The following is a 17,607-nucleotide window of genomic DNA, read 5'->3' as shown; positions in this document are numbered from 1 at the left end:
GGTCACGCGGTCACCTCGATCCGGGGTTCACGCAGGACACGTGACGACCCTTTGGGGTCGGCGGAGAATTGGTCGGACAGCAGCGAGGTCACCTGCATGGCCAGGCCGGCGGCCGCCGCTCGCTCGACCTGGTCTCCTCGGTAGGCCAGGCTCGCGCGCAGGGTCCCGTCGGCGCTGACGGTGGTTGTGACCGTCACGGGCACCTTGCTGTCGGCGTCGATACGGCCGCCGATCGTGAGCGGCGTCAGCCGCGCCTCGCCCAGGTCCAGTGACCAGCCGGACTGGTCGACGCTGTTGACGAGGACGTCCAGATAGGGCGTCCGGCCCGGCAGGCGGGGTGGCCGCATCTGGCGCACGACGTTCTCGAACGGCACGTCCTGGTGCGTCATCGCCGCGACGGTCTCGTCCCGCACCTGCCGCAGCAGTTCCGCGACCGTGGTCAGCGGGGTGCAGTGGGTCCGGAGCAGGACGGTGTTCATGCTCGGGCCGATCAGGTCGCGGAAGGCCGGCGGGCGGGTGATCGCGACGGGGAAGCCGAGGGTCACGTCCTGGAGGCCGGTCTGCCGGTGCAGGGCTCCCGCGACCGCGCAGGCGGTGATCATGAAATCGGAGACCTGGTGCTCCGCGCGGACCGGTGCCAGGCGCGTCGTCAGGTCGGCCGGCAGGGGCAGGGTGAACTGGCCGTGTGGCTCGGGCTGTTGGGGCGCGCGGAGCTTCAGCGTGCTGGGTGCCCCGTCGAGGCGCCGGCGCCAGAATTCCAGGCCTTCTGTCCGGTGCTCCGCCCAGCGGGCGATCAGGTCACCGTATTGGCGCCGCAGAGCGGGCAGGGCGGACGCGGTGCCGGTCACCGCCCGGTAGCACTTGCGCAGCTCGCGCAGAAGCACGGGGACGGAGCCGCCGTCGAGCACGAGGTGGTGGACGCAGAGGGAGAGTGTTGTCCTGCCGCCCCGGCCCTTGTGGAGGGCGGCCCGCAGCAATCGGCCGCGGGTGAGCGAGAAGGTGTGGGCGGCGGCCTCGCCCCACGCGGCGACGGCGCGGTCGGATTCGGTGTCGTCGGCGTCCTGGACGTCGATCTCGTCCAGGTCGGGCGTCCACGGCGGCATCACCACGAGGTGGGGTCTGCCGTCCTGCTCGACGAAGGCGGTGCGCAGCAGCTCGTGCCGGGCGACGAGGCGGGTGAGCGCGGCACGGAGCGCCGGAATGTCCACGGGGCCGTCCACCGCCCAGGACAGGGGGATGTGATAGCGGGCGTGGTCCGGATCCATACGCTGGGCCAGCCAGATGCCCTCTTGGAACGGAGACGCGGGGACCGGGCCGGTGCGGTGTGCGGGCGCGGCGGTCTTCTCGCCGCGCTCGGACAGGCGACGCTGGACGATGGCCGCGAGGTCGCCCAGTCGCGGGTGGCCGAACAGGTCGGCCAGTGCGAGATCGGCGTTCAGCCGGCGCGCGATCCGGTCGATGAGCGTCGCGGCCAGCAGGGAGTGGCCGCCCAGTTCGAAGAAGGAGTCGGCCGCGGCCACGGACGGCAGGCCCAGCACGTCCCGCCACACGTCCGCGACGGCGCTGAGGATTTCCGGGTCCACGTCGGGTTCGGCTTCTGGCGTCGCCTCGGACGGCATCGGGATCTCCGTGTGTGCCGACGGCGGCTCGCTGAGCGCCAAGGACGGGGACAGGCAGGCGGTGCCGTCCGCCACGGTGCCGTCGGGGCGCTCGACCATGTCGCGCAGCACGGTGAGGTAGTCCTCGGACAGACGTCGCAGCATCTCGTCGCCGAAGCGGTTGTTCGGGTCCTTCCAGACCATCGAGCTGCCGGTGGTGTCCTCGCGCAGCATGACGGTCAGCGCGTAGTCGGCGACGTCGAGTACGTCGATCAGCTCCAGCCGGCAGGTGCCGTCCGGACCGGGGAGTTCGATGTCACGCACGTCAAGGCGGTCGTCGATGGTCGGGTTCCAGTACTGGAACACCGTCTCGTGGGTGCGCTTGTGTGCTTCGGGACCCGTCAGCGACGCGGCGCGGAGCAGCGCTGGCAGCGGAAGCGCATGGTGCGCCAGCACCTGACGTGCATGGTCGCGGAAGTGACCCAGGTACGCGCGGTAGGTATGCGATCCCTTCGGCCGTGGCCTGAACGGCAGCACGTTCACGAAGTATCCGACGCGGTCTTTCAGCGCCGGGTCCGTGCGTCCGTGGTGCGGCGCGGCGACGACGGGATCGTCGTGGCCCATGTGGTGACGCAGCATCAGGAAGAACGCGGCGAACATCACGGTGAAGTACGACGTCCCGGTCTCGCGAGCCAAGTCGCGGACGCGTGCCTCCGTCTCCGGGTCGATGCCGAATTTCCATAACCGGAATTCATCGGGGGCCGTCTGGCGGCACGGCAAGGTCTGGTGGCCGATCGGTTCCGCGAGCAGGCCCTGCCAGAAGGCGCGGTGGTCGGCACCCTCAGGTCCGTCGGACAGTTCGCGGCCCCGGCGTGCCATGGTCCGCAGAGGCGTCAGACTGTCCGCGGCGTCGAGTTCCTCGCCCGCGTAGGCTCGTCGCAGGTCGAGCAGGAAGGGCACTACGGAGGTGCCGTCGAAGACGATGTGGTGCACGGCGATCAGGAGCACCGTGTAGTCCGGGCCGCGCAGTACCTCGACGCGGGCGAGCGGCCCGTGGTCCAGGTCGAACGGCACGCTATGGGCGGTGTCGAGCACGGCCTGCTCCACACGACCGGTCACGGCACGCTCGGTGACCGGAATCGGTGGCGCGTCACGCCAGGTCAGCCGGGCGCCCGCGGTACTGGCGACCACGCGGCCACGGAGCGTCGGATGCCGGGTGCCGAGCGCGGCGACGGTCTGCCGCAGGCGCGCTGTGGCCAGTTCCCCGGTCACCCTGAACGCGAACGGCAGGACATGCGTCGGCGCGGTCGGGGCGACCTGCCAGCCGACCCACATGGCCTCCTGGTTGACCGTCAGCGGAACGCTGTCCGGCGTCGGCTCGTTCAGCGGTGTTTCAGCCATCGCCGCTCACGCTCCGCTCAGTTGCTCGGCGACCGCGCGCCGGTCGGTCTTCCCGGAGGCGTTCAGCGGGAGCGTCGGCAGGTGGACGAAGCGCGCGGGCACCATGAACGAGGGCAGCCGCGTCCTGGCCCGGGCGGCGAGGCGCCTGGTGACTTCCGCCGGCTGGATGCCCTGGGCCGCCGTATAGCAGGCCACGAGGATGCGCTCGCCGATGCGGCTGTCAGCCGGTACGACCACGAGTTCGCCGACGCCCTCGGTCGCCCGGAGCACAGTCTCGACCTCGCCCGCCTCGATCCGGTAGCCGTTGATCTTGACTTGGTCGTCGGCTCGGCCGGCGAATTCCAGGGTGCCGTCGGGATGGCGTATCGCCAGGTCGCCGCTGCGGTAGTAGCGGCGTGTCAGGCCGTCCTGGTCGTCCATGTCCGGGTAGCGCCGTGCGGTCAGTTCGGGCTGTCCGAGATACCCGATCGCCAGTTGGTCGCCCGCGAGGCACAGCTCGCCGGTCTCACCGGGTGCGGCGCGCCTGCCGTCCTCCGTCACGAGGAGGGCCGTGGTGCCGGGGAGCGGACGGCCGATCGTCCGGGAGGGGTCCGGCGTGCCGTGTTCGCGGGTGAGGTCGTCCTCCGTCAGGTGGTGGAACGTCGAGAACACCGTGGCCTCGGTGACGCCGTACATGTTGACGAAGGCTGTGGTCCGTCCGTTCACGGCTCGCCAGTCACGTACCGCCTGGAGGTCCAGCGTCTCGCCGCCGAAGATCACGTAGCGGAGTTCCGGGGCCGCTTCGGGGTCCGCGAGGGCCGCCCGGGACAAGTAGCGGAAGACGGAGGGCACTTGGTTGAGTACCGTCACGCCCTGGTCGGCGATCAGCCTGAGGGTGGCTTCCGGCGACCGGGCCACGTCCGCCGGCACGACGATCAGCGCGGCGCCATGACTGAGCGCGCCCCAGATCTCCCAGACCGAGAAGTCGAAGCAATGCGAATGGAACATCGTCCAGACGTCGTCGGACGTCAGGTCGAAGACCTCGTCGCAGGCCGCGAGCAGTGCGGTCACCGCGCGGTGCGGCACTTCGACGCCCTTGGGGCGGCCGCTGGAGCCGGAGGTGTAGATGACGTATGCGGCATCCTCAGGTGTGACTGGCACGGGAGGCTGCGACTGCGGGCCGGGCGCGGTTGCCGGGCCCTCTTCGAGGAGGGCGTCGGTCACTTCGAGTGCCGCCACCCCGGGCGCGATGGCGCCGGTGTCGGCACCGGGCTCCGTCAGCACCAGGCCGAGCCCGCTGTCCTCGGCCATGAACCGCACGCGGTCCGCGGGATATCCCGGGTCCAGTGGTACGTAGGAGCAGCCCGCCTTGAAGACGGCGAGGATCGCTGCCACGACGTGGGGCCCGCGTCGCAGGTACAGGCCCACGCGGCCGCCCCTCTCGGGCATGCGTGCGCGGATCGCCGTCGCCAGCCGGTCCGACATCATGGCCAGTTCCCGATAGGACACGACCCGGCCGGCGCCCTCGACGTCGATGAGGGCCGGTGCCTGAGGGTCACGGGCGGCCTGGGCGGTGAACAGGTCGTGCAGGCACATATCGGGCCGCGGCGCGGAGGGCTCGCCGTGATGCTGGGTGAGGGTGGCCATTCCCATCAGGCGCGCTCCTTCGGTGCGGGACGCAGGTCGGTCCAGACCTGGGCGATATGGGTGAGGCAGTCGGAGCGTGAGCCGGTGAAGCCGGTCTCCAGCCAGCCGGCCGGGGCCGTGCGGTCGGCCGGCCAGATCGAGTGCTGGGCGCGGTCGTTGCGCACCACGGCGAAGCGACGCTCGTCGTCGTCGAACATGGATGTTGGTTCTCTCGTTCAGAAGTTCAGCTGCTTGAGGGCTCGGACGGTTAGTGCGGAGCCCGGAGCAGGCCGGCCAGATCGGCCACGAGGGCGGCCGCGTCGGTGCCGGTCAGGAAGAAGTGGTCGCCCGGAAACCAGCGCAGCCGGAACGTGTCCCCGGCGGCCTGTTCGCACCACGCCTCGATGTCCGCTTCGGACACCAGCGGGTCGGTGCGGCCGCCGTACACGTGCAGGGGCAGCGGGAGCCTCGGGCCCGGGACGTAGCGGTAGGTGTGGTCCAGTTGCAAGTCCGCGCGCAGGACGGGCAGGAGCATGCGCTGGATTTCCGGATCTCGCAGTGCGGAGTCGGGAGTCCCGCCGATCGACTCGATGAACGCCAGCAGCCGCTCCGGCGTGGCTTCCTCGGGCTCGATGCCCGCCGTTCCCAGCTGCGGCGCCTTGTGCGCGGCCACGCCGAGAGCGATCAGGTTGCTGTCTCCGGGATCGGCCGCCAGGCGCCGGGCCACCTCGAAGGCGATCAGCGCGCCGAGGCTGTGCCCGAACAGGACGGTCGGCGGACCGGGCTCCTGGCGCAGGGCCGCGGCGACGGCGTCGGCCAGCGGTGCCATCCGCTCGACCGGTGTCTCCCTCAACCGTGCCCCACGGCCGGGCAACTGCACGACCGAGACGGCCACGTCGTCCGGGAGCAGCGAGGTCCACGGATGGAACATCGCGGCGGTGCATCCTGCCCCGGGCACGCACACCAGGCGGGCCGTGGGTGTGGCCCGGGGCGGGAAGCGCAGCAGCCACCGGCCGGCCGGTGCGGCGGTAGCGGTCATCGCCGGGCCTCGCTTCGCAGTCGCCCGGCCAGCTCACGCACACTCGGATGGCGGAACACGTCGCCGATGCCGATCGGCATGCCCGCGTCGCAGACGCGCTGGGCGATCCGGGCGCATTGCAGGGAGTCGCCGCCGAGTTCGAAGAAGTCGTCGGTGACGCCGACCTCCGCGAGGCCGAGCACATCTGCCCAGATGTCCGCGAGGAGCCGCTCGGTGTCGTCGGCCGGTGCGGTCCGGCCGACGGGGCCGGTGGCGGGCGCCGGCGTCGGCAGGGCCGCCCGGTCCACCTTGCCGCTCGTGGTCACCGGCAGTTCCGGCAGCATCATGATGTGCCGCGGCACCATGTAGTCAGGCAGCCTGTCGCGCAGCAGGCCCCGGATGTCCTCCGTCAGGTCTTCCGCGTTCATGGGGTCACCGGCCGGCACGAGATACAGCGCCAGCTGGGGTTCGGCCCCGTCCACGCCGGTCGCGTGCACCGCTGCCGCGGCGACGGCCGGATGGGCCCGGGCCAGGTTCTCGATCTCGCCCGGCTCGATCCGGAATCCGCGGATCTTGAGCTGCTGGTCGGTGCGGCCCAGGTAGTCCAGGGCCGCGTCCGCGCGCCAGGCGACCAGGTCACCCGTGCGATACAGGCGTGCCCCAGGAGTGTCGGCGTACGGGTGCGGGACGAATCGATCCGCTGTCAGGTCCGGCCGGCCCAGGTAGCCCCTGGCCAGGGCGACACCACCGAGGTAGAGCTCGCCGGGGACACCGATGGGGCAGGGGTTGAGGTGCCGGTCCAGGACGTAGGCCTCCACGCCGGGCAGCGGCCGGCCGATCGGCACGCAGGTCTCGTCCGTTCCCTCCGCCGCGGTACCGCAGTCCCACTCGGTGACCTCGATGGAGGCCTCCGTCGGGCCGTACATGTTGACCAGGCGCGCGGTCGGCAGGCGTTCGGCACACCGGTCGCGCACCGCCGGAGTGAGTGCCTGCCCGCTGCACAGGACACGCCGGAGCGAGACGCAGCGGTGCAGATCGGGACGGTCGAGGAAGACGTCGAGCATGGGGGGTACGAAGTGCACCGAGGTGACCGACTCCCGCTCGATGACGTCGACCAGGTAGGCCGGGTCGCGGTGACCGCCCGGCGCGGCGATGACGAGGCGGGCTCCGACCGCGAGCGGCCACAGGAGTTCGCACACCGAGACGTCGAACGTGTGCGGGGTCTTGTACAGGACCCGGTCCCGCGGGGTCAGCCGCTGCGTGCGCTGCATGCACTCGATCCGGTTGTCGAGACCGTGGTGGGCGACGGCGACGGGCTTGGGCCGGCCGGTCGAGCCCGACGTGCAGATGACGTAGGCCAGGTCTTCGGGACCTGCCGTCCACGGCTGATCGGGTTCGGCGCCGGGAATGTCGTCGTCGATCAGGAGGGTGGTCAGTGCCGGGTCCTCCTGGCCGGGCAGGTGTTCGGCGGCGGTGAGGAGGTGGGTGGCACCGGCGTCGCGCAGCATGCCGGCGCGGCGCGTGGCCGGATCGTCCGGTGACAGCGGAAGGAAGGCTGAGCCGGTGGCGAGTACGGCGAGGATGGACACTACGAGGGACTGGCCACGAGGCAGGCAGATCCCGACGACCGTGTCGGGGCCGGTGTCACCGCTCGCGCGCAACCGCCGGGCCACGCCTTCGGCGCGCCGGACGAGTTCGGCGTACGTCAGACGGTTGTCGCCGAACGTGACAGCGGTGGCGTGCGGGGTTCGCTCGGCCTGCCTGCGGATGCGCTCCTGGACGGGGACGTCCCACGGGTGTGCCGGTGCGGTGCGCGACCATGTGCCGAGCAGGAGGGCTCGCTGCCGTTCGTCCAGGAGCGGCAGTGCCGTGACGCGCGTGTCCGGTGCGTCGACGGCGGCCCGCAGCAGCGTATCGAACTCATCGGCCATGCGTTCGATGCTCGGGGCGTCGAACAGCTCGGTGCGATAGCGGAACGTCGCACTGACGCTGCCCGCGTCGGCGGGGCGCACGTCGAGCCACAGATCGGTGAACGTCGTCGTCGTGGGCACCGGGACCAGCTCGGCGGACAGCCCGGGCAGTTCGGGCAGGTCGAGCGACTGCTGGAGTGAGAACATCACCTGGAACAGCGGGTCGTGTCCGGCCGCGCGGTCGTGCCCGGCTCCGGACACGATCAGCTCCAGCGGAACGTCCTGGTCGCGGAAGGCGTCCAGGGCGGTACGGCGCACCCTGCCCAGTACGGTCTCGAACGCCGGGTCCTCCGACAGGTCCACGCGCAGCGGAAGCGTGTTGACGAACATGCCGATCAAAGGCCTGAGGTCGGGGCGCGTGCGTCCGGCGCTGGGGGTTCCGATCACCACGTCGTCCGTTGCCGCCAGCCTGGACATCAGCACGGAGAATCCGGCCAGGAGCACCATGAAGGGCGTCGCCCGGTGCTGCCTGGCGAGCCGCGTGACCCGGTTCCACAGGTCAGGATCCAGCGCCCGGTCGACCGCGGCTCCCTCGAACCCCTGCGTCGCCGGCCGGGGGAAGGCGGTCGGCAGGGTGAGCAGGCCGGGCGCACCGGCCAGCCGCTCGGTCCACCGCTGAAGGCCCGCCTGGTGCGCCGAGTCGTCCGCCTCCCGCCGCTGGCGTTCGGCGTGCTCGCCGAGCGTCAGCGGCAGCGGCTCCAGCTCGACCGGCCGGCCCTCACGATGTGCGGCGTACCGCTGTGCGAGTTCCCGCAGGAACTCCCCTGCCGACCAGCCGTCCCACACGCTGTGGTGCGCCACGACGGTGAAGATGTGCTCGTCAGGGGCGCGGCGGAGCAGGCCGAAGCGGACGAGCGGGCCGCTCGCCAGGTCGAAGCCCTGCTCGCTCGTGTCGCGGAGGAACTCCTCGGTGCGCGCCTCACGGTCACCGGCGGGGAGGGCGGACAGGTCGTGGAACCGGAGGTCGGCGGTGAGCGCGTCGTCGACCACTTGGAAGGGCTCACCGTCCACGGCGAGGAACCTCGTGCGCAGGGCGTCGTGGCGTGCTCCGATGCCGTGCAGTGCTGTCTCGAGGGCGGCCCGGTGCAGCTCCCCGCGCAGCCGCAGGGCGGCGTAGAGGTTGTAGGCCCCGTTGCCGTTGTTGAGCTGGTCGAGCAGCCACAGCCTGCGCTGGGCGAACGACGTGGGCCATCGCGTGGTCACGACGCCTCCGCGGCGGCCTCGGCGAGCAGGCCCTCGATGACCGCGGCCAGATCCGGTACGGCCGGCGCGTCGAACACCACGTCGACGGGGGGCGTCACCCCGAAGGTCTCCTCGATCAGCGCGACGAGCTGCACCGCGGCGAGTGAGTCGCCGCCGAGTTCGAAGAAGTCCGCGGTGTCGTCTCCGGCCCCGAGCACCTGCTGGAACAGGGCGCTCAATCGCTCGGCGACGGATTTCGGCTGCTCGGCGGGCGCCGCGGTCTCGGCCGGCGCGGTCCGCTCGTCGCCGGCGATGGCCGTGGTCTCGGCCAGGACCGGAGCCGCCGGCCGGATCGCGACGTGCCGGCGCTCGAACGGATACGTCGGCAGCGGCACCCGGTGACGACGCGTGCCGCATGCCATCGCCCGCCAGTCCACCGGGGTCCCGGCCTGCCACAGCCGTCCGGCCGCCGTCAGGAGAGCCGCCACGGCACCGTCGGTGCCGGTCTCGGGCAGGCGCACCACCACCGAGCCGGCCGTCTCCGTGTGCCCCTGGGCGTCGATCGCGTGCTTCTGGCCGTCCTGCCCGGGGAGCAGACGTGCCGCGGTCGCCAGGTCGATCGCGCCGGACAGGCAGGCGACGACCAGCTCACCGGCACCTTCGGCACGCCACGCATCGGGCCGCACCCCCCAGTCCCGCCACAGTCGGCCCAGGGCGTACTGCAGCGTGAACAGCGCGCCGGCGTCGGTGTCCTGACCGCTCAGGGCGGCGGCGCACTCGTCCGCCGCCGCCCGGACGGCGGGGAACACGGCCGCCAGTTCGTCGGTCAGCTCACGAGCCGGTACGTCCGAGCCGGGCAGGCTGAAGACCACCGGCGGGTGGGCCGCCGCGACCGTGCCCTGGCCGGCCGACGGAGGAGTCGTCAGCGCCGCCACGGCGGACGCGTGGTCGGCGCACACGACGAAGTGCCGGTAGGGGAAGGCCTGACGGCCTGTCTGCAAGGTATGGGCGACGTCGGCCAGCGGCTGCTCGGGGTGGCCGGCGAGGTGAGCGGCGAGCCGTTCGGCCATCGCGTCCAGCGCCGTCGGGGTACGCGCCGCCAGCGGAAGGATGTGTACCGGCCAGGTGTCGGACATCGCGGGGCGGCGGGGGGCCTCCTGCAGCACCGCGTGGGCGTTGGTGCCGCCGATGCCGAACGAGCTCACTCCGGCGCGGCGCGGCTGGTCCTCGGCCGCGGTCCAGTCGGCTCCCGCGGTCGGCACCGTGAACGGCCCGGACGCGAAGTCGATGCGGGGGTTGGGCTCCTTGAAGTTCAGGTTGCCCGGCACGAACTGGTTCTCCAGCGCCAGCGTCGCCTTGATCAGGCCGGCGACGCCGGCGGCGGTGTCCGTGTGGCCGATGTTGGTCTTCGCCGCGCCGAGCCGGATGCTGCCCGGGCGGGTGGCGGGAGAGGCGAAGGCCTTGGTCAGTGCGGCCACCTCGATCGGGTCGCCGACCGGGGTGCCGGTGCCGTGCGCCTCGACGTAGCCGATGCTCTCCGGTGCGACGCCCGCGGCCATGTGCGCCAGTCGGATCACTTCCGTCTGGCCGCGCATCCCCGGCGCGGTGTACCCGGCCCGCTCGCGGCCGTCGTTGTTCACGGCGGAGCCGAGCAGCACCGCGTGGACGGTGTCGCCGTCGTCGAGGGCGTCCTGCAGGCGGCGCAGCACCACGATGCCGGCGCCGTCGCCCGCGACGATGCCCTTGGCGTCGGAGGAGAAGGTGCGGCAGCGGCCGTCCGGCGACATGGTGCCGCCCTCCTGGTGGCGGTAGCCGACCCGGGGCAGCCGGATGGTGATGCCGCCGGCCAGCGCCATGTCGCAGTCCCCGGCGAGCAGGGCCCGGCCCGCCTCGTGGATCGCGACCAGCGACGACGAGCAGGCCGTCTGCACGGTGACGCTGGGGCCGGTCAGCCCGAGCCGGTAGGAGACCTGGGTGCACAGGTGCTCGGGCTCGTTGGCGATCGTCGCGGCCATGACGTCCACACCGGGCAGGAGGTCCGGGCGTTCGAGCACGATCCTGCCGTAGCCGTTGCGTCCGGCACCCGCGTACATGCCTACCGGGCCGGGAACGTCCGCGGGGTGGTACCCGGCGTGTTCCATGGCCTCCCAGGCGCACTCCAGGAAGATCTGGTGCTGCGGGTTGAGCACGGCCGCGTCCCTGGGCGTGTAGCCGAAGAAGTCGGCGTCGAAGTCGCCCACACCGTCGACCAGGCCGTGCGCCGGTACGTAACGGGGGTCCGCCGCGGTGGTCTCGTCCTCGCCCCAGGACCGGCGCTCCTCGACCGGGATGGGACGGACCGAGTCGACGCCGGCGACCAGGTTGGCCCAGAACTCGTCGGGTGTGTTGGCGTCCGGTAACCGGCACGCCATGCCGATCACGGCGATGTCGGTGTCTGCGTGGAAGTCGTTCATCGTGTTTTCGTCTCCGCCTGACGGTTCCTGGCGCGCAGCGCCCGGAGCCGTGTGGTGCCTTGTATTCGCTGCTGGCCCGCCGCTTGGGGCCCTGATGTCTGAGCCGAGGCCGCACTGTCGCCGGCGGCCGTGCCGTCGAGGTACCGGGCGAGTGACGCCACGGTCGGGTGTTCGTAGAGGTCGACGATCCGCACGGCGTGCTCCAGTCGTGCGGCGAGCCGCCGTTGCACGACGACGAGCCGCATGGAGTGTCCGCCGACGTCGAAGAAGTTGTCGTCGACACCGATCGCGGTGTGCCCGAGCACGTCGGCCCATACCTCGGCGACCGTGCGTTCCATGGGGGTCCGGGGCGGTCGCCCCACTGGTGACGGCGCCACTGCCGGCAGGGCCGCTCGGTCGATCTTGCCGTTCACGGTGCGTGCGAAGGACTCCACCACGACGAACTGTCGCGGCACCATGTAGGCCGGCAGCCGCCGGCCGAGCAGCTCACGCATCGCCGCCGTGTCGAGGGGGCCGGCCGGGTGCCCGGACGCTTCCGGCCCGGCCGGCACGACATAGGCGACCAGTTCCTGTTCGCCCGCGGCTACGACCGCTTCGACCAGGGCCTCGCCGATGCCCGGGAGATCGAGCACGGCCTGCTCGATCTCTCCCGGCTCGATCCTGAATCCCCGGATCTTCACCTGCCGGTCGGTGCGGCCGAGGAAGTCCAGTGTGCCGTCCGAACGCCAGCGGACGCGGTCGCCGGTGCGGTACAGGCGTGCCCCCGGCTCGGGGCCGTAGGGATCGGGCACGAATCGCTCGGCGGTCAGGTCCGGCCGGCCGAGGTAGCCTCGGGCCACACACGGGCCGCCCAGGTACAGCTCCCCCGGCACGCCCGCCGGGCTCAACCTCATGTCGGGGTCGAGGACGTAGGCCGTGACGCCGTTCACCGGCCGTCCGATCGGCGGCAGCTCCGTGGCGTGCGGCCCGGTGGGCACCGTGCCCGCGGTCGCGCAGACGGTGCATTCGGTGGGGCCGTACCCGTTCACCAGGCGGAACGGAAGGGGTGCGGTGATCGGTGGGAGCCGGTCGCCACCGGCCATCACATACCGCAGCGGCGTGTCGGCCGGCCAGTCGAGCCGGGCGAGTTCGGTGACCAGGGGGGTGGGCAGGACGGCGCCGGTGATCCGGCGTTCGAGCAGCCAGTCCCGCAGTTCCACCGGGTCCGTCGGGGCCGACGCCGGCGGGATCTCCAGGGTGGCGCCGGCGGTGAGAGCGGCCCAGGTGTCGAGCACCGCGGCGTCGAAGCCGGGCGCGGCCACCAAGGCCGTGCGGTCGCCCGGGGCGAGAGCGAACTCGGTGCGATACCAGTCGAGTTCTCCGTACAGCGAGCCGTGCTCGACCATTACGCCCTTTGGGCGCCCCGTGGAACCTGATGTGTAAATCACGTAGGCCAGGTCGGTCGGGTCGTTTGCCGGCTCCGGCGGTTCGCCGGCGCAGTCCTCCGCCAGGAGCTCGTCGAGCGTGCGTACTGTGACACCGCTGTCGGCGAACACCGCGGTGTGCTCCCGGTCGGTGATCACCAGTGCGGGACGGGCCTCGTTCACGATGGCGGCCAGCCGGCCCGCGGGGTGTGCGGGATCGAGCGGCAGATAGGCGTCCCGGGCCTTGAGGATCCCCAACTGCGCGGTGATCAGCTCCACTCCGCGGGGCAGGCATGTGGCCACGACGGCCTGTCGCGGAGTCCCCAGCGATCGCAACGCGCCGGCGACCAGACGCGCGTCCCGGTCGAGTTCGCCGTAACTCAGCGCCCTCGTGGAGTCGCGCACGGCCGGCGCGTCGGGGCGTGTGAGGACCTGGCGTTCGACGGCACGGTCCACCCGCCCCGTCGTTCCGGGCCCGCCCGCGGGCCAGTCCGCCAGCAGGGCGCGTTCCTCGTCCGGGCCGAGGAGGCGCAACCGCGAGACGGGGGTCTCCGGCGCCGCGACGGCATCGGTCAGCAACGTGCGGTAGCGCTCGGCGAGCCGCAAGGCTGTCGCGTCGTCGAACACCGCCTTCTGGTAGCCGAACGCGGCGCGCGCGTGCTCGCCGAACCACTCCACGTGCAGGGTGAGTTCGAACTTCGCCGTGTCCATGGGCAGGCTGACGTTCGACGCGGTGAGCCCGGAGAGGCCGGAGCCGAGCGGGGCCGGCTCCTCGTAGGCGAAGACGTTCTGGAAGACGGGGTGCCGCCCTTGCGCACGCTGAGGCCGCAGCACCTCCACCACCTGCTGGAACGGCAGGTCCTGGTAGGCGTGCGCGGCGACGAAGGCTTCCCGCACCCGGCCGAGCAGGTCGGCGAAGGTGGTGGCCGCGTCGACGCGCACCCGTATCGGCAGCATGTTGACGAAGAGCCCGACGACCCGCTCGACCTGCAGCGAGGTGCGGCCGCTGACGGGGACGCCGATGACGATGTCGGTGTCACCGGTGATCCTGTGCAGCAGCGCCGCGTACGCGGCCAGAAGAGTGAGGAACCGTGTCACCCGGTGGCTGCGGCCGAGGGCCTGGACACCTGAGCACAGCGGCGCCGGGAGGTCCGCGCCGCGTATCCCGCCCGCGTAGTCGGCCGCCCGGTACGGCCGGTCTCCGGCGAGTGAGGAGTGAGCCGGGGCACCGTCCAGCTGACCGCGCCAGAACTCCAGGGCGTCGCGGCCCCTGGTTCCCTCAAGCATCTCACGCTCGGCCCGTATGTGCTCCTGGTACTGCACGGCCGGCGCGACCGGCGGTTCGGCCTCGCCCTTGAGAGCGGCGTTGTACAAGGCCGCCAGCTCCTGGTCGATGACGCCCAACGACCAGCCGTCGACGATGATGTGATGGAGCGCCAGCACGAGGACGTGGTCGTCGGGAGCGACGCGGATCACCGTGGACCGGAAGACGGGTCCGTTCACCAGGTCGAACGGGGCGAGGGCGGCAGCGGACACCAGCGCGCGCAGTTCCGCTTCCCGCTCAGCCTGCGGCGTTGTGCTCAGATCGACCATGACGGTCTCGACCGCGCGGTCGGTGACGCACATCCCGGGAGCACCGTCCACCATGGGAAACACCGCGCGCAGCACCTGGTGCCGTTCGGCGAGGCGCCCTATGGCGTGACGCAGCGCGGCCATGTTCAGAGGGCCCTGTAAGCGTGTGATCGCCGGCACGTTGTATTCGTCGCCGTCCGGCCGTAACTGCCAGAGGAACCACAGGCGTTCCTGTGCGGAGGAGAGCGGTGACGGGGCGCTGGTCCCGGTCGCCGCCGTCACGCCGCCGGCCCTGGTGCGGTGCTGCCGTCGGTCATGACGTAGGTGGTGAGCCCGAGGACGGTGGGTTGCTCGAAGAAGACGGACAGGGGCACTTCGACGCCCAGGGACCGCTGGATCCGAGAGCTGACTTGCGACGCTGTCAGGGAGTGCCCGCCCAGGGCGAAGAAATCGTCATCGGGTGCGACGTCGTCGAGCCGGAGGACTTCCCCGATGATCCGGGCTATCTCCTCCCGCACGGACGGCTCGGACGGCACGGCGCCGTCCGCGACTAAGGAGCCGCTCTCAGCCATCAGGTGGATTCCTCTTTCGCGTGTCGATGGGTACCGCCGTCACCCGGCGGACGAACAGAGATAACCATTCAGTCACACCAATTGCCAAATCATGATCGTTGAGGTACAAGTGCCGGTCGGTGGGGCTCTGTTGACGACCCCTGGACACCTGCCGACGGTCATCTGGTGGGCGCAGCACGAGCCGGAGGCCAGGGTCGGTGCCGCTCTACCGCTGCTACAACCCGGAAAACGGTGACCACTCCGTATCCGGCCGCGCCGACTGCGGGCGATACACCACAGAGTCCTTGCTCGGCTACGCGATCAGATGACATCAACGGCGCCCCGGTCGTGGCACCGATCGCCACGTGGGCCCGCGGCCTCGCCCCAACGCCACCAAAACGGTCTCAGGCGTCCGGTCGGACGACCCCCAGGATCGGCATGGAGCCCGCCCCCGCGACCGTCACCGTCCGGCCGGGACGCGGGGCGTGGATGATCGCGCCGTCGCCGACGTACATCGCGACGTGACTGGCGTCGCCGAAGTAGATGATGAGGTCGCCGGGGCGCATGTCCTTCACGTCGACGTGCTTGAGCTGCTTCCACTGCTCCTGCGAGGTGCGCGGAATGGGATGGCCGGCCGCCGACCACGCCTGGGAGGTCAGGCCCGAGCAGTCGAAGGAGGCCGGCCCCTCCGCGCCCCACACGTACGGCTTGCCGAGCTGCGCCGTGGCGTACTGCACCGCCTCCTCGCCCTGCGCGGACGCCTTGCCGCGGACCTTCTTGAGGATGCCGGTGCCCAGCCAGATCGTCTGCGCGCGCAGGGCGGCCTCCTGCTCCAGCTTGGCGAGCCTCTCCTTCTCCCTCTTCTCCAGCCGGGACTCGAGCCTTTTCGCCTCGTCGATCTGCCGCTGGACTGCCTTCTTGGCGGCAGCCTTGGCCACGCGGTCGGCCTCCAGCCGCTTCCACTGTGCGGAGGCAGCTGCGGCGTATCGCCGTAAGTCCTTCTCTGTGCGGGTCATTTCGCCGAGCAGGTTCTGCGTCGCCCGCTGGCCCTGCAGCACCCGGCCGGCCCCGTCCAGAAACTGCTGCGGGTCGTCGCTGAGCAGCAGCTCGGCCGTGGGCGGCAGACCACCGGTGCGGTACTGGGACCGGGCCGCCGCACCGGCCCGGTCCTTCAGGATGGCCAGCTTCCGCTGCGCCGTGGCGATCCTCCCGGACAGCTCGGCGATTCGCGCTCCCTGCGTCTTGGACGCCTCCTCAGCGGCGTCGTAGGCGTCCGTGGCGACAGCGGCGTCGTGGTAGAGCTTGTCGAGCCGCTTACGGACGTCCTCCAGATTCGCTTGCGGGACGATCGAGGACGTGGGGGCGGCGGGGGGCGGTGCCGGTACGGGGCCGGGAGTCGTGAAGGCTGTGCCCGATGCCGCTACCACGGTGACCGCGCTCACCATGGCGACGGCCACCGCGAAGATGCCACGCTTGCCCGGTCTCATGCCACCTCTGCCCTACCGCTGATTGACCGTCAGTGGACATAAAGAGGCCTGGCGAATCGGAGTATGACGGGATTAGTCGACCACAGCGGCCGGTCTCCTTCCCCTATCGCCTCCGAGCTCCTGAGGAAAGGCCGTCGTCACAGGCACGGGCGCCCCGGGGCCGGGCATGTCGTAGTGCTCGCGACCGAGCAACGTGTTGATGATGGTCGCGCCGCCCCGGGCCGCCTGGCCAAGGTCGGGACGGCCAGAACCGTCGAGGTGCAGCGCTGCGGTATGTACGAACAACGATCCGCGGATCCAGGGTGCGAGGGCGGCACGGAGGGTGGAGTCGACTCGGAAACGGCCCAGGTCGTCCCATTCGATGAAGGGCACCATGGGGTCGAGGAAATCGGGACGCGAGAGCGGCAGGCATCGGTCCGTCACGCTTGCGTGAAACGGGTCACTGACATCACCGGCCACCGCATCGGCACAGTGCGGAAGGATGCACTCCGGCCCGTGCTTCGGGAGCCCGCCCCCTGTACCGAGCACAACGTTGACGGCTCGGCGTACGGCACTTCGGCCGTCTGGATCCGTGTGCTCGACGTGAAAGAGCCCATCCTCCTCGCTCCAGTGGATCGACCGGACCGACTGGCCAAAAGCGCAGGCGGGCAGGGATCTGACGACCCATCGGCAATAGTGGTCGTATTCCATACGGGAGATATGGAAACGCCGCAGCGACAGAAAAGGGTACAAGCGCTCGCGTGTGTGCAGGTACGCGAGGAACGACCATCTGCTGGTGGGGTCTGCAAGGGTTACCAGGTCCGCCAGCATAGAAATGCAGGGGTGCCCAGAGTCCAGGCGCACCCCTGGCCCCCACTGGAAGCGCGGCTGCCTCTCAAGGAAAAGAACACGGAGGTCGGGCGCAGGTTCGGCCAGAGCGGCAAGGCTCGCGCCGAACGCATCGATCCCCACGCCGATCAGGTCATAGGGCTCAGTTTCTTCACTCATTGTATCCATGATCTATTTGCTATCTTCCGCTGGTGCTAACAGCCGGTCATAGGAAGGCATGACAGAAGCAGGACATGACAGAACACGAAGGGCGCGGATATCTCCCTTCGCAGCACGGGATTCGTTGATCAGCGGCTTCGTTCATACAACGACGTGAAGTGATTCTGGTTGCCGCACCGCGCGGCCTCTGTACAGCGCGTCGTGTGACCGGCCTCACGCGTCACAGCCATTCGCGTGCCGTGTCCAACCCCATGAAGCGGTCCATCACCGGCTGTCGTCATGCGACGCCGCGTGGGCCGCTGCCCGGGTCGCGCAATTGGCAGACGCAGCCGCCTTAAAAACGGCACAAGTGCGGGTTCGAGTCCCGCCCCGGGCACCAC

General features: G+C 70.9%; 10 protein-coding genes and 1 tRNA gene. 1 reads left to right on the top strand and 10 read right to left on the bottom strand.

Annotated elements, in window-relative coordinates; genetic code table 11:
- Positions 1-2: 2 nt before the first annotated feature.
- From DBP14_RS35510 to DBP14_RS35465, 10 genes are all read right to left on the bottom strand, one after another.
- Positions 3-2,999 carry a condensation domain-containing protein gene (locus DBP14_RS35510; protein ID WP_129312358.1) on the bottom strand — a complete coding sequence of 999 codons (2,997 nt, stop codon included), beginning with the start codon at positions 2,997-2,999 and terminating at the stop codon, positions 3-5.
- A gap of 6 nt (positions 3,000-3,005) precedes the next feature.
- The gene (locus tag DBP14_RS35505) at positions 3,006-4,631 is read right to left on the bottom strand and encodes an amino acid adenylation domain-containing protein (protein ID WP_129312357.1); all 1,626 of its coding nucleotides are present in this window, start codon (positions 4,629-4,631) and stop codon (positions 3,006-3,008) included.
- Positions 4,631-4,822, bottom strand: a complete 192-nt coding sequence (locus DBP14_RS35500; RefSeq protein ID WP_129312356.1) for an MbtH family protein — start codon at positions 4,820-4,822, stop codon at positions 4,631-4,633. The genes DBP14_RS35505 and DBP14_RS35500 overlap by 1 nt, the downstream gene beginning before the upstream one ends.
- A gap of 50 nt (positions 4,823-4,872) precedes the next feature.
- Positions 4,873-5,643: an alpha/beta fold hydrolase gene (locus DBP14_RS35495; RefSeq protein ID WP_129312355.1), complete on the bottom strand. Its 771-nt coding sequence runs from the start codon at positions 5,641-5,643 to the stop codon at positions 4,873-4,875.
- The gene (locus DBP14_RS35490; RefSeq protein ID WP_129312354.1) at positions 5,640-8,795 is read right to left on the bottom strand and encodes a non-ribosomal peptide synthetase; all 3,156 of its coding nucleotides are present in this window, start codon (positions 8,793-8,795) and stop codon (positions 5,640-5,642) included. Before DBP14_RS35490 ends, DBP14_RS35495 begins: the two co-directional genes overlap by 4 nt.
- On the bottom strand, positions 8,792-11,227 hold the full coding sequence (locus DBP14_RS35485) for a beta-ketoacyl synthase N-terminal-like domain-containing protein (protein ID WP_129312353.1): 2,436 nt from the start codon (positions 11,225-11,227) through the stop codon (positions 8,792-8,794). Before DBP14_RS35485 ends, DBP14_RS35490 begins: the two co-directional genes overlap by 4 nt.
- On the bottom strand, positions 11,224-14,484 hold the full coding sequence (locus DBP14_RS35480; protein WP_129312352.1) for a non-ribosomal peptide synthetase: 3,261 nt from the start codon (positions 14,482-14,484) through the stop codon (positions 11,224-11,226). The genes DBP14_RS35485 and DBP14_RS35480 overlap by 4 nt, the downstream gene beginning before the upstream one ends.
- Positions 14,481-14,774, bottom strand: a complete 294-nt coding sequence (locus tag DBP14_RS35475; RefSeq protein WP_129312351.1) for a phosphopantetheine-binding protein — start codon at positions 14,772-14,774, stop codon at positions 14,481-14,483. The genes DBP14_RS35480 and DBP14_RS35475 overlap by 4 nt, the downstream gene beginning before the upstream one ends.
- 383 nt (positions 14,775-15,157) lie before the next feature.
- A complete protein-coding gene (locus DBP14_RS35470) occupies positions 15,158-16,240 on the bottom strand; it encodes a C40 family peptidase (RefSeq protein ID WP_129312350.1) in 1,083 nt (360 codons plus the stop codon).
- 72 nt (positions 16,241-16,312) lie between these two features.
- Positions 16,313-17,227, bottom strand: a complete 915-nt coding sequence (locus DBP14_RS35465; protein ID WP_164992576.1) for a SidA/IucD/PvdA family monooxygenase — start codon at positions 17,225-17,227, stop codon at positions 16,313-16,315.
- Between the two features lie 301 nt (positions 17,228-17,528).
- Here DBP14_RS35465 and DBP14_RS35460 point away from each other — a divergent pair.
- Positions 17,529-17,606, top strand: a tRNA-Leu gene (locus tag DBP14_RS35460).
- The last annotated feature ends 1 nt before the right edge of the window (position 17,607 follow it).

This window comes from Streptomyces sp. L2, from assembly GCF_004124325.1.
Classification (GTDB): domain Bacteria; phylum Actinomycetota; class Actinomycetes; order Streptomycetales; family Streptomycetaceae; genus Streptomyces.
The sequence above is the reverse complement of the archived record's forward strand: the minus strand, read 5'-3'. Positions and strand labels throughout refer to the sequence as shown.

Excerpts from the sequence above, each read along its gene's own strand:
- DBP14_RS35510 (WP_129312358.1), bottom strand. The coding sequence starts at position 2,999 with ATGGCTGAAACACCGCTGAACGAGCCGACGCCGGACAGCGTTCCGCTG.
- DBP14_RS35505 (WP_129312357.1), bottom strand. The coding sequence starts at position 4,631 with ATGGGAATGGCCACCCTCACCCAGCATCACGGCGAGCCCTCCGCGCCG.
- DBP14_RS35500 (WP_129312356.1), bottom strand. The coding sequence starts at position 4,822 with ATGTTCGACGACGACGAGCGTCGCTTCGCCGTGGTGCGCAACGACCGC.
- DBP14_RS35495 (WP_129312355.1), bottom strand. The coding sequence starts at position 5,643 with ATGACCGCTACCGCCGCACCGGCCGGCCGGTGGCTGCTGCGCTTCCCG.
- DBP14_RS35485 (WP_129312353.1), bottom strand. The coding sequence starts at position 11,227 with ATGAACGACTTCCACGCAGACACCGACATCGCCGTGATCGGCATGGCG.
- DBP14_RS35475 (WP_129312351.1), bottom strand. The coding sequence starts at position 14,774 with ATGGCTGAGAGCGGCTCCTTAGTCGCGGACGGCGCCGTGCCGTCCGAG.
- DBP14_RS35470 (WP_129312350.1), bottom strand. The coding sequence starts at position 16,240 with ATGAGACCGGGCAAGCGTGGCATCTTCGCGGTGGCCGTCGCCATGGTG.
- DBP14_RS35465 (WP_164992576.1), bottom strand. The coding sequence starts at position 17,227 with ATGAGTGAAGAAACTGAGCCCTATGACCTGATCGGCGTGGGGATCGAT.